Origin of the sequence: Nocardia sp. GCM10030253 (assembly GCF_042675075.1) — a bacterium.
Classification (GTDB): Bacteria; Actinomycetota; Actinomycetes; order Mycobacteriales; family Mycobacteriaceae; genus Nocardia.
In genome coordinates this window covers 331469-345174 of sequence record NZ_JBHTDL010000004.1, presented here as the reverse complement: position 1 = coordinate 345174, position 13706 = coordinate 331469, and the positions used below count along the sequence as shown (strand labels likewise).

17 protein-coding genes are annotated in these 13706 nt (G+C 65.7%); 12 read left to right on the top strand and 5 right to left on the bottom strand.

What is annotated here, in order from left to right; translation table 11 throughout:
- Positions 1-66: 66 nt before the first annotated feature.
- The 3 genes from ACFQZZ_RS05635 to ACFQZZ_RS05625 form a co-directional block, all read right to left on the bottom strand.
- On the bottom strand, positions 67-882 hold the full coding sequence (locus ACFQZZ_RS05635) for a hypothetical protein (protein ID WP_378674910.1): 816 nt from the start codon (positions 880-882) through the stop codon (positions 67-69).
- 116 nt (positions 883-998) lie between these two features.
- Complete coding sequence (locus tag ACFQZZ_RS05630; RefSeq protein ID WP_378674907.1) at positions 999-1664, bottom strand: class I SAM-dependent methyltransferase; 666 nt, start codon at positions 1662-1664, stop codon at positions 999-1001.
- A 105-nt stretch (positions 1665-1769) separates the two neighbouring features.
- The gene (locus ACFQZZ_RS05625) at positions 1770-2585 is read right to left on the bottom strand and encodes a DUF3097 domain-containing protein (RefSeq protein ID WP_378676389.1); all 816 of its coding nucleotides are present in this window, start codon (positions 2583-2585) and stop codon (positions 1770-1772) included.
- Between the two features lie 214 nt (positions 2586-2799).
- On the opposite strand from ACFQZZ_RS05625, the gene ACFQZZ_RS05620 reads away from it, so the two are divergent.
- Positions 2800-3231: an NfeD family protein gene (locus ACFQZZ_RS05620; RefSeq protein ID WP_378674904.1), complete on the top strand. Its 432-nt coding sequence runs from the start codon at positions 2800-2802 to the stop codon at positions 3229-3231.
- Positions 3231-4487 carry an SPFH domain-containing protein gene (locus ACFQZZ_RS05615; RefSeq protein ID WP_378674903.1) on the top strand — a complete coding sequence of 419 codons (1257 nt, stop codon included), beginning with the start codon at positions 3231-3233 and terminating at the stop codon, positions 4485-4487. Before ACFQZZ_RS05620 ends, ACFQZZ_RS05615 begins: the two co-directional genes overlap by 1 nt.
- A 69-nt stretch (positions 4488-4556) precedes the next feature.
- Here the strand turns inward: ACFQZZ_RS05615 and ACFQZZ_RS05610 are convergent, their stop codons facing one another.
- Positions 4557-5123, bottom strand: coding sequence for a TetR/AcrR family transcriptional regulator (locus tag ACFQZZ_RS05610; RefSeq protein WP_378674901.1), 567 nt, complete (start codon positions 5121-5123; stop codon positions 4557-4559).
- 76 nt (positions 5124-5199) lie between these two features.
- On the opposite strand from ACFQZZ_RS05610, the gene ACFQZZ_RS05605 reads away from it, so the two are divergent.
- Positions 5200-5661, top strand: a complete 462-nt coding sequence (locus tag ACFQZZ_RS05605) for a cupin domain-containing protein (protein ID WP_378674898.1) — start codon at positions 5200-5202, stop codon at positions 5659-5661.
- Between the two features lie 1110 nt (positions 5662-6771).
- Positions 6772-7383 carry a hypothetical protein gene (locus tag ACFQZZ_RS05600; RefSeq protein ID WP_378674895.1) on the top strand — a complete coding sequence of 204 codons (612 nt, stop codon included), beginning with the start codon at positions 6772-6774 and terminating at the stop codon, positions 7381-7383.
- On the opposite strand, the gene ACFQZZ_RS05595 is transcribed toward ACFQZZ_RS05600, so the two are convergent.
- A complete protein-coding gene (locus tag ACFQZZ_RS05595; RefSeq protein WP_378674892.1) occupies positions 7380-7862 on the bottom strand; it encodes a GAF domain-containing protein in 483 nt (160 codons plus the stop codon). The two genes, ACFQZZ_RS05600 and ACFQZZ_RS05595, sit on opposite strands and share 4 nt — an antisense overlap.
- 225 nt (positions 7863-8087) lie before the next feature.
- Here ACFQZZ_RS05595 and ACFQZZ_RS05590 point away from each other — a divergent pair, with 225 nt between their 5' ends.
- The 8 genes from ACFQZZ_RS05590 (at position 8088) to ACFQZZ_RS05555 (ending at position 13686) form a co-directional block, all read left to right on the top strand.
- On the top strand, positions 8088-8939 hold the full coding sequence (locus ACFQZZ_RS05590) for an LLM class flavin-dependent oxidoreductase (RefSeq protein WP_378674890.1): 852 nt from the start codon (positions 8088-8090) through the stop codon (positions 8937-8939).
- On the top strand, positions 8936-10165 hold the full coding sequence (locus ACFQZZ_RS05585) for an SfnB family sulfur acquisition oxidoreductase (protein ID WP_378674887.1): 1230 nt from the start codon (positions 8936-8938) through the stop codon (positions 10163-10165). The genes ACFQZZ_RS05590 and ACFQZZ_RS05585 overlap by 4 nt, the downstream gene beginning before the upstream one ends.
- Positions 10166-10209: 44 nt before the next feature.
- The gene (locus ACFQZZ_RS05580) at positions 10210-10719 is read left to right on the top strand and encodes an NADPH-dependent FMN reductase (RefSeq protein WP_378674884.1); all 510 of its coding nucleotides are present in this window, start codon (positions 10210-10212) and stop codon (positions 10717-10719) included.
- Positions 10712-11233 (top strand): flavin reductase family protein, encoded by a 522-nt coding sequence (locus ACFQZZ_RS05575; protein WP_378674881.1) that lies wholly within the window; start codon positions 10712-10714, stop codon positions 11231-11233. Before ACFQZZ_RS05580 ends, ACFQZZ_RS05575 begins: the two co-directional genes overlap by 8 nt.
- Before the next feature lie 168 nt (positions 11234-11401).
- Positions 11402-11815: a hypothetical protein gene (locus ACFQZZ_RS05570; protein ID WP_378674878.1), complete on the top strand. Its 414-nt coding sequence runs from the start codon at positions 11402-11404 to the stop codon at positions 11813-11815.
- Positions 11812-12177 carry a DUF4345 family protein gene (locus tag ACFQZZ_RS05565; RefSeq protein WP_378674875.1) on the top strand — a complete coding sequence of 122 codons (366 nt, stop codon included), beginning with the start codon at positions 11812-11814 and terminating at the stop codon, positions 12175-12177. The genes ACFQZZ_RS05570 and ACFQZZ_RS05565 overlap by 4 nt, the downstream gene beginning before the upstream one ends.
- Before the next feature lie 161 nt (positions 12178-12338).
- On the top strand, positions 12339-12983 hold the full coding sequence (locus ACFQZZ_RS05560) for a helix-turn-helix domain-containing protein (protein ID WP_378674872.1): 645 nt from the start codon (positions 12339-12341) through the stop codon (positions 12981-12983).
- Positions 12984-13095: 112 nt separating this feature from the next.
- Positions 13096-13686, top strand: coding sequence for a hypothetical protein (locus tag ACFQZZ_RS05555; protein ID WP_378674869.1), 591 nt, complete (start codon positions 13096-13098; stop codon positions 13684-13686).
- The last annotated feature ends 20 nt before the right edge of the window (positions 13687-13706 follow it).

Genomic DNA, 13706 nt, shown 5'->3' with positions numbered 1-13706 from the left:
TCGGCCCCATTCAACCAGAAGGGGGCCACCACCTGGTGAGCGATCAGATCGATGGTTTCGCCCGACTCAGGACGTGCCGCGGGCCGCCGCGTGCACGGCGACGAGGCGGGCGGCGCGGAGGGCATCCCAGAGTGGGCGAAGCAGGTCTTCTTGCGCGCCGATGGCCGTTGCCGACGTGGGGGAGGACGCCGGTTCCCGCTGCGCGACTGTGAGAATGGCGGCAACATGGTCGGCCGTGTTCAGAATTCGCCTGGCACGCAACGGAATCGACTCGGGGTAGTCGTGCTTGGAGTAATCGGCGAGCTCGGCCTCGATGAGTTCGCGCGGGTCGGAATCGGCGGCGTTGACCGAGGTGGTGTGCAGCTGCATCAGAGCGTCGGCGGCGTCGCGGACGGCTTCGCGCATGGCGTATTCGGCCTCGCCGAGCGACATGTCCGGACCGGGGGCCGGCGGGATGGGTGTGCTGTAGAGGGTCCACTGCAGGGTGTCGTCGTCGGTCCATTGCGGAATCAGGCCGGTGCCATCGGCTCCCGGGACGCCGATGAGCAAGCCCTCGCCGGTGTCGACGGCGTCGGCGGCGAATACGGTGCCGGTCGGCAGGCCGCGCACATCGCCCGGTACCGGCAGCACCAGTCGCAGCTGTGCGCCCGGTTGCGCCATGGTCTCGCGAATCACCTTGAGCAACGCCATGACTCCGGTACCGGGCAGGTTGCCACGCGAGGACCACGGCAGATCGTCGCGACCGCCGGTCACCGGGTCACCGGCGGCAATGGTGTGCTGCGGCGCCCAGGCGTACAAAGCCTCCAGGATGTCGTCGGGCGCGCTGCATCCGGCCAGCCATGAGCCGGCCCACACCGTCAGCGTGGCACTAGGAGAGCACATAATCATCGAGCATAAAGGGTGATCGCTACTCGGGGGCATCCATGCCGGGTACCCCGGTGAGCTGCGTGCATCGATGGCCCGACTGATTCGAAATGTGCATGGTTAACTCATTGGTGTCAGACCATGCGGAACACTGCGCGCCAGCGATACGCGTCCGGCCTGGTAGGGAGGGATACCTGCTCGATCCGAATAGGTTCGAGCCCGTCGACCGCGAACGATTCGATCTCCGCGCGGGTCAGCGGCCATGGCGGTCCGTCCACATGCTCACCGTCCACCCGGATGCCGGAGATCACCAAGAGCTCACCGCCCGGCGCCACCATGCCCGCGACATGCGCAATCGCGTCGGCGCGGACGGACGGCGGCATCGACTGCACAGTGATGGACTCCACCACGAGGTCGAATGCGCCGGTCCACTCGGCGGGCGGATCGAGCAGATCGGCCACCACATAGTCCACCGGAGAATTGGGGAAGCGCTCGCGCGTGGTGCGAATCGCGGTCTCCGAAATATCGAACGCCGTGGTGCGGAAGCCGAGCCGCACAACATGTTCCGCGTCTCGCCCGAGCCCACTGCCGACCACGAGTGCCCGCCCGCCGACGCCCGCGGGCTCATGCCGCTCGGCCCAGTCGACCAGCAGTGGATTGGGTTCGTCGGCATCCCACGGCACGATGGCGGAGCCAGCCTCCGCGGCGGCATACAGTTGCTCGAACCATCCGGTCGGATCGCCTTGCGCGAGCGAATCGGTAGCGAGCCGGGTTGCGTCCACGTCACGATGGTCGGTCACCCGTCGAGTCTTGCAGAGTGCGGCGGCGCGGTCGGATCGACGTCCCGGCCAGGTCGGCCGCCCGAGCGAGAGTTTCGGTGAAATCGGATAAGTCGGGCGCGCCGTCTACTCCTCGGGTTCGGTGACGAAATCGATGAGACGCTCCACCGCGCCGATGAGCGGGGATTCGAGGTCGCGGAAGGACTCGACGGCGTTGTAGACACGCCGCCAGCCCTCCTGGGGGGTGCCCCAGCCGAGACGGCGGCAGATGCCGGTTTTCCAGTCCTCGCCGCGTGGTACGGCCGGCCAGGCTTCGATTCCGACGGTGGCCGGACGGACCGCCTGCCAGACATCGATGAAGGGGTGGCCGGTGACGAGGACGTGCGGGCCGAGGCCGGTGGTCAATTGGGTTTCCTTCGAGCCGGTGACCAAATGGTCGACAAGCACGCCGACCTTGCGGCCGGGGCCGGGATCGAATTCGATGAGGCGCTCGGCGAGGTTGTCCAGGCCTTCCAGATGTTCCACTACGACGCCCTCGACGCGCAGGTCGTGGCCCCAGACCCGTTCGACAAGGGCGGCGTCGTGCACGCCCTCCACCCAGATCCGGCTGGTTCGGGCGACGCGGGCGCGCAATCCCTCGACCCGGGTGGAGCCGGACGCCGAGCGGGTGTCCTTTTTCGACGTGGTGGCGGTGGGCCGGATCAGAGTGACGGGTCGGCCGTCGATCAAGAACGCGGCCTCGCGGAGCGCGAACAGTCGGACCGCGCCGCGCGCGTCTTCCAGCTTCACGAATTCACCGTCGTAGCTGCGATCGAATCCGACCACGGCGCCGCAGAATCCGGTGGCCGCATCCTCGACGACAAGATCTCGCTCCGCCGCCACCTGCGGTACTGTCCGCTGCTGCTTGCGCGAGTGCCCGCCGAAGATGTCGTTGCCATACATGTCACGCGAACTCACGGGCCCGAAGCTACCGTGCCTGGGCCGCTGGGTGGGCCATCTGGGCCCGGCGCGGCGGGCAACCTACGTCCACGGCTCGGTGAGCGGGAGGTTGCGTCCGGCGTCGGTATGTCTCTACCCATCGGTATTTCGGCGGCAGCGGGGTCTGATCTTATGTCTGTCGCGCCCCAGATGAGGTCCGGACCACTACAGTGGTTTTGTGGCCGCAATTGTTTGGCTGGTCGCGGGGATTCTGCTCGCGGCGGCGGAGATGCTCACCGGTGATCTCACTCTGCTGATGTTGGGTAGCGGCGCGCTCCTCACCGCCGGAATCAGCTTCGCCGCAGACACATCGGTGATTGTGGACGCGATCGTCTTCGCGGTGGTGTCGATCGTGCTGATGCTGGGTGTGCGTCCGGTTCTGTTGCGGCACTACGGAAAGCCGCCGCTGATACCGACGAATGTGGACGCGCTGCCCGGCAAGTCCGCGCTGGTGCTGGAACCGGTGACCGAGCACAGCGGGCAGGTGAAGCTCGGCGGCGAAGTGTGGACCGCCCGCCCGCTCGATCCGACCGAAGAATATCCGGAGGGGACCAAGGTGTTCGTCATGAAGATCGACGGCGCGACCGCCGTCGTCTGGAAGGGGCCGTAATGGCTGTACTGATCGTTGCCGCCGTCCTTGTGTTGCTGGTAGTAGTGGTGGTCTTCAAGTCGATCGCGCTGGTGCCGCAGGCCGAGGCGGCCGTCATCGAGCGGCTTGGCCGGTATTCGCGGACCGTGTCCGGCCAGTTGACGTTCCTGGTGCCCTTCGCCGATCGGATCAGGGCGAAGGTGGATCTGCGCGAGCGGGTGGTGTCGTTCCCGCCGCAGCCGGTGATCACCGAGGACAACCTGACGCTGCACATCGACACGGTCGTGTACTTCCAGGTGACCAGCCCGCAGGCAGCGGTGTACGAGATCAGCAACTACATCGCGGCGGTCGAGCAGCTGACCGTGACGACACTGCGCAATGTGGTCGGCGGCATGACGCTGGAACAGACGCTGACCTCGCGTGACCAGATCAACGGGCAATTGCGCGGCGTGCTGGACGAGGCGACCGGGCGCTGGGGTCTTCGCGTCGCGCGGGTCGAGTTGAAGAGCATCGATCCGCCGCCGTCGATCCAGGAGTCGATGGAAAAACAAATGAAGGCCGACCGCGAGAAACGCGCGATGATCCTCACCGCGGAGGGCACGCGGGAGTCGCAGATCAAGACGGCCGAGGGCACCAAGCAGGCCGCGATTCTGTCCGCCGAGGGCGCCAAGCAGTCGGCGATCCTCGCGGCCGAAGGCGAACGGCAGAGCCGCATCCTGCGCGCCCAGGGTGAACGCGCCGCGTCGTACCTGCAGGCGCAGGGTCAGGCGAAGGCCATCGAAAAGGTCTTCGCCGCAATCAAATCCGGTAAGCCGACGCCGGAACTGCTTGCCTACCAATATATGCAGACGCTGCCACTGGTCGCCCGCGGTGATGCGAACAAGGTGTGGCTGGTGCCGAGTGATTTCGGCAAGGCGCTCGAAGGATTCGCGCAGAACTTCGCCACCAAGGGCGAGGACGGCGTGTTCCGGTACGAGCCGGCGCCGGTGGACGATGTGGCGAGCAAGCCGGAGGACGATTCCGATGTCGCTGGCTGGTTCGATATGACTCGCGATCCGGCCATCGAACGCGCGGTCCGCGCCGCCGAGGCGGATGCCCGCACTCCGGTCGAAGGTACGGCCCCGCCTCGGCGCTCATACGAGCCTTCCCCGCATCAACCGGTGCTTCCCGTGCACGAGGCGTTCCCGCCGGACCAGCCGCAACCACCGCAGCAATACCGACCCGACGATCCCCATGGTCGCCCGTGGCAGCAGCCGGGCGACAACCCCCAGCAGTAGTTTCCGCACGCCGACCGCCCCGGAGTCCACCAGGACACCGGGGCGGCTTTCATTGTCACGGTGGCCGATTCATGCCGTGCGCAAGCCGTTCATGGCGAGATCGATGAAACGCTTCCAGTCACCGCTGCCGGTGCGGATGGTCGCGGACAAGGCCCCGACGAGCATGTAGACGTCCGAGACCGTGGCGTCGGCCCGGAGAGTTCCCGCGGCCTGCCCGTCGGTGATCAACACCTGTATCGCTGATTCGAGTTCGACAAGGGCGGGGCCGCGTGGTTCGGTCTCCGATGTCGCCCGGGTGGCTTCGATGGCAGCCGAGAGGCCGCGGTCGCCTGCGAGCACCTCGCCGACCCTGGTCAGATACAGCTCGAGGCCCTGGCCCAGTTCGGGCGCGCTGCGGCATTCGGTGCGCGCGTACGTGGCGAGCTCGGCGAATCGGTGCTCGGCGGCAGCTTCGACGAGTGCCTGCCGAGTGGGGAAGTGTCGGTACACGGTGCCGATTCCGACGCCCGCCGCCCGCGCCAACTCCGGCATCTGTACCTCGTCGCCGCGTTCGGCGAATAACACGCGCGCCGTCTCTAGTACGCGTAACCGGTTGCGCTGCGCGTCTTTTCGGCCGGGAGCCGAGGGGGTTGACAACTGCTGCACTCCTCCGTGTTAATTGAAACGGAATCGGATTCCGGTTCCAGTATCGCACAATGGGGGACAGCTTTCCATGTCAGAAGACCGCTTCATCTTTCTCGAGCCCGCCCAGGTCCGACCGGGGCGCGTGCCGATGCCGCCCGCATTCGCCGTGAAAGCGATGACCGCAGACACCGACGGCCGGTTCTCGCTGCTCGAAGTGACTGTCGCCAGGGACATTCCGCGACACATCCACCACACGGCCGACGAGGGCATCTACGTCCTCGAGGGCGAACTGGGGATCGACTACGACGACCGCACCTACACCGCGAAGCAGGGGACGTTCACGTTGTTGCCGCGCGGCATTCCGCATGCGCTGCGCTGCGTCTCGACGCCGCCCCCGCGCGTTCTGCAGATTTCCTCGCCCGGAGGCTGGGAGCACTACCTCGAGGACCTGTTCGAGGCCGGGCCCGCCGTACTGACCGATGGCGAACTGGACCCGGCGAAGATCAACCCGATCGCCGCCGCCTACGACATTCGGTACGAAGAACGCTGATCGAGTTCGTGCCACAGCACCGGCGGCGCAGGACGGCCGAATGACGCCGCCGGTGCGCAGCCGCTCGCCGATGCCTATCTGCCGCACGGAAATTCCGGTTTCGGCGCCATGGGCTCGCCGGTGAGCATTCGGTCGACCGGCGCTGCACGCAGACCCGGCGCAGCGCCGATGGTGTGATTACATTTCACTATCGATCTCTCATTGTCCTGCCTTCCCCATGCTGGGAGGTGTCGGGCAGAGTCGAGTGGCACAGGTTTGCGAGACAATCAGTCGACGCACCAACGTGAGATCGGAACGCTGGGGCACGAACAGACTCGGCACGATCCTGACCGCCGGACCGACAAGCAGGAGACACCGGTGAGTCAGTCGCTACGGATCGATTCGGGCGAATTACGCGCGATGGTGTCGGCCCTGGAACGCCTCATCTCGGAGGCGAATCGAACCGTCGCCGAATTGAAGGCCACCATTGCGAGTGCTGAGGCACACTCGGACGCTGACCAACGCGATCGAGACGCCGACGCGCCGATCCCCGCTTCCCACCACTCGATACCGTCGCCCGTCACGGCCCCGACTGCGGTCGTCGTGAATGTCAACGGTCCGGTCGGCCGAGACAGTGGCGTCGTTCGAAAGGCGAAACCTACCCCCTGGTCTCGAAGTTCAGCGGAAACGCCGTGGTCGAAACCTGTCACACGCTGTGCACCGGCGTCCACTGCGCCCTCCCGCGCGTCTGCGCCCCATGTGCCGAGTACGCCCCGCGCGTCGGGTACGTCGCATGTGCCGAGTCAGTCGCATGTGTCGGGTACGTCGCATGTGTCGGGTACGTCGCATGTGCCGGGTCAGTCGCATGTGTCGGGTACGTCGCATGTGTCGGGTCAGTCGCATGTGTCGGGTACGTCGCATGTGCCGAGTCAGTCGCATGCGTCGGGTACGTCTTATATGCCGAGCCAACCCCATTCGTCGGGTACGCCTTATGCGTCGGATACACCCCACGTGTTGAGTGCTGGGGCTAGGGCCGTACCGTCTCCACCTGGTCGTTGGCGGGCGCCATCTCGCCACCCGGATTCCGTAGTGTCTCGTCGGCCGACCAGCACCGCGACCGATGGCGAAATCATGCGGATCGCACGGGAGATGGCAGTTCGGCACGACCTGGAGATCGTCGGATTCGATAGTGCGGGCGTCGATGAACCCACCGTTCGCGAGATCGCGGTTGCAGTCGACGAACTGCTCGCGAAGTACCCGATCCCCTTGCGCGGCATCGAGATCGCTGAAGGCGGCGACGGCATGCCGTCGCGCCTGGTGCGGGATCGGGTTTCGGGCGCAGGGCAATCGGGCCCCCCGGCGACATGGATCGTCCTCGACAAGGCTGCCGTCGCGAACTGGGGCCGGCCTGCGGGGTCGATAGCCGGAACAGGTGCCGATCGGCGCGGCGACGACGAGCGGCCGGTGTACACGACGATCGTTCGCGAGTTCGGACGAGCACTCGATACCGCGGGTAACTTCCGTGCGCGCCAGGAGGCGCAGCGCACACTGATCACCGAGAGTCTGCGTGGCGGAGGAGGTTTCGGTGGCGGTCTGCTCGACCCAGGTAAGGCATTGGTCGAAGGGTTCACCGAGGTCGTGCTCCGCGGGGAGCGGGCCGGCAGCCTGGCGACAGTGCTGCACGGAGTTCTGGTGAAAATGGCGCAGGTCGAGTCCACCGACTCGACCGAACCGGAATCTTAACCGGCGGCGAGAAAGACGTGGGCCACGGCTTCCAAGCCGTATTGGTCGATCGCGTCGAAGCGGTCCGGACGCGGGCTGTCGAGATCGAAGACACCGATGAGTTCGCCGTCGCGGATCAGCGGCACCACGATTTCGGAGCGAGTGTCACCGTCGCACGCGATATGTCCGGGAAAGGCGTGCACGTCGGGCACGAGTTGGGTTTCCCAGGTATCGGCGGCGGTGCCGCAGACACCTTTCCCGAGTGCGATTCGGACGCATGCCGGTTTGCCCTGGAACGGCCCTACGACCAGTTCGCGCCCGTCGTAGAAGTAGAAGCCGACCCAGTTCAGGTCGGGCAGTGCGTGGAATACCAGCGAGGCGAGGTTGGCGGCATTGGCGATGCGGTCGGGCTCGCCGGTAACCAGCGCTTCGGCCTGTTCGACGAGCTGGCGGTACTGCTCGGACCGGTCGCCGGAGAGGTCGGGAACAGTAAACGACATGGGTGAATCCTAGGACATTTGCATCGGAGCAGAGCATTCCGTTTCTTCCCATTGCGGCGGCAGCGGATCTCACGTCGGTCGCGACGTCCGCGAATACACCGATCCGATCGCACAGATTCAAACCCTCGTGCCGACCGGATTCCGGTGTTGGAGTAGAAGGAGCGCCGGGTGCACGGCTTTGCCCGGCCTCCGATCGACGGGTTCCCCCACAACATTGGAGCAGCCATGACCACGGAGAACATCGCCGAGCAGATCCGGTTCGCCTACTGGGTGCCCAATGTCAGCGGGGGACTGGTCACCAGCGATATCGAACAGCGCACCGGCTGGGATTTCGAATACAACAAGAAGCTGGCACAGACCGCGGAGAACAACGGCTTCGAGTACGCGCTCTCACAGGTGCGCTACACCGCCTCCTACGGTGCCGAATTCCAGCACGAGTCGACCTCGTTCAGCCTGGCACTGCTCGGCGCGACCGAGCGGTTGAAGGTTATCGCTGCGATCCATCCCGGACTGTGGCACCCGGCTGTACTCGCCGAGTTCGGCGCCACCGCCGACCACCTCTCGAACGGCAGATTCGCTATCAATGTCGTATCCGGTTGGTTTGCGGGCGAATTCACCGCGCTCGGGGAGCCGTGGCTCGAGCACGACGAACGCTACCGGCGCAGTGCCGAATTCCTCGAGGTGATCCGAAAGATCTGGACCGAGGACAATGTGAACTACGGCGGCGACTTCTACCGCATCCGTGATTTCACGCTGAAGCCGAAGCCGCTCAACATGGACTTCGACGGCGTTATCGAACAACTGGACGATGTGCGCGCGGTTGCCAGGGCGCACGACCGGGAAGTGAAGTTCGGACTGAACGGCTTCATCATTGCCCGCGACACCGAGAAGGAAGCGCGCGACACCCTGCGCGAAATCGTGGCGAAGGCCAACAAGCCTGCGGTCGAAGGATTCCGGGAAGCGGTACAGCAGGCGGGCGCCGCCACGAAGGACCACAAGGGGATGTGGGCGAAGGTGCTGCCGCTGGTGCGCGAACTGGAGGCGGCGCGCACGCCTGCCGCGGTGGGTAGCCGATGACCGCGGTCAGCGCCGACCGTCTCGAGTCCGCGGCGCAGGCACGGTCGATCGCAACCCAACTCGCGGCCGACTTCGCGTCGGGGGCGGCCGCGCGCGACCGCGATCGGGAGTTGCCGCACCAGGAGATTGATCGGCTCGCGGCCAGCGGGCTGCTCGCCGTGACGGTGCCGTCGCCGTATGGCGGCGCAGATCTACCGCCGAGCGCGGTGGCCGAGGTGGTGCGAATTCTCGCCGCGGCGGATCCGAATATCGCGCAGATCCCCCACAGTCACTTCGTCTACCTGAATCTATTGCGCCTGGCGGGTTCCGAGGCGCAGCGGCGGCGCTATTTCGCGAGGGTGCTCGACGGCGGGCGGATTGCCAACGCACAGTCCGAACGGGGCAGTGCGACGGTCGCCGATATCGCGACAACCGTACGGCCGACTGCCGGCCGGTTCCGCATCGATGGCGTCAAGTACTACTGCACCGGTTCGCTTTTCGCGGATGTGCTCGCCGTACTCACGCGGCTGGAGGACCCGGACACTCATAGCGGTCTGCCTGCGGGGGAATACATCGCCTTTCTCCCGGTGGACACGCCGGGCGTGCGCATCATCGACGACTGGAACGGCCTCGGGCAGCGCACGACCGGTAGCGGGACCGTGTCATTCGAGGGCGTTGTCGTGGAGCGTGACCAGCTGATCGCGCGCTCGGCCGCGGTCCACGCACCCACTGGATACGGTGCCTTCGCCCAACTGCTGCATGCGGCGATCGACGCGGGCATCGCCCGTGGCGCACTCACGGCGGCAACGGAATTCGTCCGGACTTTCAGCCGTCCGTGGTTCGAAGCGGGCGTCACCCGAGCGGTGGACGACCCCCTGCTGATCCAGCGATTCGGCGAGCTGTCCGTCGCGGTTGCCGCGGCGGAGGCGACGCTCGCCGCGGCGGGTGCAGCCGTCGATGCCGCGACGCATGGCTTGTCGGGCGGTGTCGACGCACCGGAATCGGCTGCGCAGGCATCGCTAGCCGTCGCCACGGTCAAGGTGCTCGCCGACCGAGCTGCGAACGAGGTGTCGGCCGCATTGTTCGAAGTAGGCGGAACACGCAGCGCCGCAGCGGATCTTAATCTGCACCACTATTGGCGCAACGCTCGCACCCACACCCTGCACGACCCGATCCGGTGGAAGTACCAGCACATCGGTCGTGCGCTGCTGCATGACACGCCACCACCGCTGCACGGGGTGATCTGACCCACCCGCAGCCGAAAGTAGTTGAGCGAGAGAAGGATACGAAAGTGACAGTGACAGTCGTCGTCGGCAACCCCAAGCCCGCCTCTCGCACGTCGACCGCGGCCACGCTGGTCGCGAAGGGACTGCGCCCGGACGTGGAGCCCGCGGTCATCGACCTCGTCTCCTTCGGTGCCGGCCTGTTGTCCTGGGGCGACCCAGCCGTGGCTGCGGCAGTGCAGGCCGTGGCGGCCTCGGAGTTGGTCGTTTTCGCCAGTCCCACCTTCAAGGCCACCTACACCGGACTGCTGAAACTGTTCCTCGAACAATTCGACGGTGGCACCGGACTCGCCGACGTCGTCGCCGTTCCGGTGATGCTCGGCGCGGGACCCGGCCATGCGCTCGCCCCGGACCTGTTGCTCAAGCCGGTGCTGGTCGAGCTCGGCGCGACGGCGGCTCTTCCTGGTCTCTACCTGTCGGACCGGACATTCCAGGAAGACGGCGTGATCGAGCGCTACACCGACCGATGGCACGCCGTCGCGCAGGCACTAGGCACGAGGACCGCGAATCATGCATGACCTTTTCGAATTTCCCACCGACGGTGCGGGCCTGCGCCGTGCATTCGCCAGTTTCCCCAGCGGTGTGGTCGCGGTATGCGCCGAGATCGATGGGGTTCGGCACGGCTTGGCGGTGAGCACTTTCGTCCCGGTCTCGCTCGACCCGCCGCTGGTCTCGTTCTGCGTGCAGAACAGCTCGGCGACCTGGCCGAAGCTGTTCAACGCGACGCACCTCGGTCTGAGCCTGCTCGGCACCCATCAGGAAGACGCGGCCCGGGCATTGAGCACCCGCAACGGCAACCGCTTCCACAATGTCGATCTCTATCGCGGGGCCACCGAGGCGATCTTCGTCGACGGCGCCTCGGCGTGGATCGAAGGCGTGGTCGAGGTCCAGGTACCGGCGGGCGATCACGCGGTGGTCCTGCTTCGCGTCAACCGCTTGGCCGCGCCCGGCGACGTCGATCCACTTGTCTTTCACGGCAGCCGGTTTCGTAGGCTGCATCAGCACAACGAGGTCAGTGGGATCGCAGGCTGACAGGCGGTTGCCCTATCACGGGCTGCCGCCGGGACCGCCGCAATGCAGGTAGGGCCCCACGTGGCGTGGCTCACTCCGCCGAATCACCGATCGCTCCGCAGCACGTTTCTGGAAGCGGGCGCCGCGCGTGCCCGTCATGATCGCACCAACGGAAATCGAGGAGAAGGTATGCGATCGCGACAATGGGGACATGGGCTGCTCGTGGCGGCCGGATTGCTCAATGCCCTGCCGGTGATCGGTGCGGTATCGCCGTGGTGGGCTCGTTCGGCGTACGGGATAGAAGTGGTGAGCCGCGATGTCGAGGTGTTGTTGCGGCATCGGGGGGTGCTGTTCGCGGTGGTCGGCGTCGGTTTACTGGTCGCGGTCTTTCGCCCGCACCTGCGCAGCGCCGCGGTGACGGCGAACGCTACGAGTTTCGCGAGTTTCATCATTCTCGTACTGGCCGAGCGTCCGGGGAATCCGTCCCTCGTGCGGATTGCATGGTTCGATGTCGCCGGGTTGATCGCGCTCGCCGTCGGGTTCGCACTGGTGACGCCACGACATGACGCATCGATCCGCGATCGCGTGGCGGTGCCCCGATGAGAACCGGAGCTATTGCCGGTGTCGGTGTGCTTTTCTGTGCCATGGGTGTTTTCGCGATAGCCGCTCCGGCGGCGCTGGCCCGGCCTTTCGACATCACTGTAGAGACGCCGACGAGCCGGTCCGAGATCCGGGCGGTATATGGCGGATTCGGGATCGCCGTGGCAGCCATACTGTGGTGGGCCGCCTCGGGAAACACTGACATGCATGCTGGAATTGTGATCGGTGTCGGAGTTTCGTTGGCGGGCATGGCATTCGGCCGCTTGCTGTCACGGCTGTTCGACACCGCGACATCCTTCTATCCGATCTGGTTCTATTTCTGTGTCGAGGCCCTCGGCGCGGGATTGCTGATCACGATCGCATGATGCGTTTCAGTGGTGCGATCATGACACGTATGGACAGCCGTACGCGCCTGGTAACTCCGCGAGAGTCGGCACCCACGATTTGGCTGTGGCCCGGTCACGCTGCCTACCTGGGGCCGTCATTCCATCTCGACGCGCATGCCACCGCTGTGGATTGTTTCGCGATGGGAATCGATGCTCCGTTCGTATTGCGAGCGTCTGGGTTCGCCGAACGAAACGTCCACACCGCCCTGATCCCTGCGCGAACCATGCATCAGATCGTTTCGGACAGTGGTCGAATGCTGTTCTTCTACCTCGACCCCGGCTCGGCGCGATCCCGAAGCATCCGGAATTTGATGCTCGAACAGTCACCGACTATCTGCCTCCACCACCGAGCCCAATTTCCGATCATCCGGCACCTCCGTGACTCCGATTCACCGAACCTCGGACAGTTGCGGGAACGGATTCTCGGTGCGCTGGAATCCCAGAAGATCGACGAGCGAATTCACGCCGCCATGGTCACGATCAGAGACCAACCGGCGGGCAATCCCGCCGCCGCCGAACTCGCGGCTAGAGCGGGTCTATCCACCTCACGATTTCTCCATCTCTTCTCCGCGCACGCCGGTACCAGCTTCCGCCGATACCGTATGTGGGCACGAATGCTGTACGTAGCCGCAGCGCTCAGCAAAGGAATGGACCTCACCCGGGCCGCCACCGAGGCCGGATTCGCCTCTCCCAGCCACTTCAGCGACACATTTCACACAATCTTCGGCCTGACGGCAACGGCTGTGATCTCGACCGGTGTTCAGATCGTCGCCGAGGATTCGTGAACGCTGACTCCGCTGTGCTGCAATCGCTTTCGTGAAGTCTGTGCCAGCTGCCCTCGATGCGGCCTCGCCATGCCATTCGCTTGTCCATGGGGTCTCGGGATAACTTGGTCGGGTGATCAGGAATTCGGCACCCACGGTGGCAGCAGCATGGCGGGCAGATGACGGCGCCGCGGTACCGTTGCGTGAGGCGACGGTGGCGTGGGCGTTGGCCGCGCACGCCGAACTGTCCGAGATCGCCACTGGGTACGGGCATTTCATCACTGTCAGCGCGCTGGCCGAGCGGGTGCAGGAGACGTCCGGCGTGCACACCGAGGCGCCGACGCGTACCTGGATGGATGCCATCCTGCGCAAGGTCGCCCGGCGGTGCCACAGCGCGGGCGAGCCGCCTCTCACCGCACTGTGTGTGCGGCAGAACCACACCGTTGGCGACACCTACAAATACGTGCTGGAACTCGCCGGATTACCGATCCCGGACGATCTGGAGCTGCACGCCGCCTACGCCAGGTGGCAGTGCTACCAGTATCACGGCGCAGACATACCGGCCGACAGAGGCATCCCGCCGCTGACTCCCAAGGTGGCAAGCCGCCGTTCGGGTAGCGCCACCGGGCAGGCCGAGACCAAGCCGCAACAGACCCGCGCTGCGGTGTGCACCCAGTGCTACATTCAGCTCCCTGCCAGTGGAACCTGCCAATACTGCGTGTAGCCAGCTTCCGCCAGGTTGTT

Bases quoted from the DNA above. Each gene is read 5' to 3' on its own strand.
- ACFQZZ_RS05635 (WP_378674910.1), bottom strand. From the start codon at position 882: ATGTGCTCTCCTAGTGCCACGCTGACGGTGTGGGCCGGCTCATGGCTG.
- ACFQZZ_RS05625 (WP_378676389.1), bottom strand. From the start codon at position 2,585: ATGTATGGCAACGACATCTTCGGCGGGCACTCGCGCAAGCAGCAGCGG.
- ACFQZZ_RS05615 (WP_378674903.1), top strand. From the start codon at position 3,231: ATGGCTGTACTGATCGTTGCCGCCGTCCTTGTGTTGCTGGTAGTAGTG.
- ACFQZZ_RS05605 (WP_378674898.1), top strand. From the start codon at position 5,200: ATGTCAGAAGACCGCTTCATCTTTCTCGAGCCCGCCCAGGTCCGACCG.
- ACFQZZ_RS05600 (WP_378674895.1), top strand. From the start codon at position 6,772: ATGCGGATCGCACGGGAGATGGCAGTTCGGCACGACCTGGAGATCGTC.
- ACFQZZ_RS05595 (WP_378674892.1), bottom strand. From the start codon at position 7,862: ATGTCGTTTACTGTTCCCGACCTCTCCGGCGACCGGTCCGAGCAGTAC.
- ACFQZZ_RS05590 (WP_378674890.1), top strand. From the start codon at position 8,088: ATGACCACGGAGAACATCGCCGAGCAGATCCGGTTCGCCTACTGGGTG.
- ACFQZZ_RS05585 (WP_378674887.1), top strand. From the start codon at position 8,936: ATGACCGCGGTCAGCGCCGACCGTCTCGAGTCCGCGGCGCAGGCACGG.
- ACFQZZ_RS05575 (WP_378674881.1), top strand. From the start codon at position 10,712: ATGCATGACCTTTTCGAATTTCCCACCGACGGTGCGGGCCTGCGCCGT.
- ACFQZZ_RS05570 (WP_378674878.1), top strand. From the start codon at position 11,402: ATGCGATCGCGACAATGGGGACATGGGCTGCTCGTGGCGGCCGGATTG.
- ACFQZZ_RS05565 (WP_378674875.1), top strand. From the start codon at position 11,812: ATGAGAACCGGAGCTATTGCCGGTGTCGGTGTGCTTTTCTGTGCCATG.
- ACFQZZ_RS05560 (WP_378674872.1), top strand. From the start codon at position 12,339: ATGGGAATCGATGCTCCGTTCGTATTGCGAGCGTCTGGGTTCGCCGAA.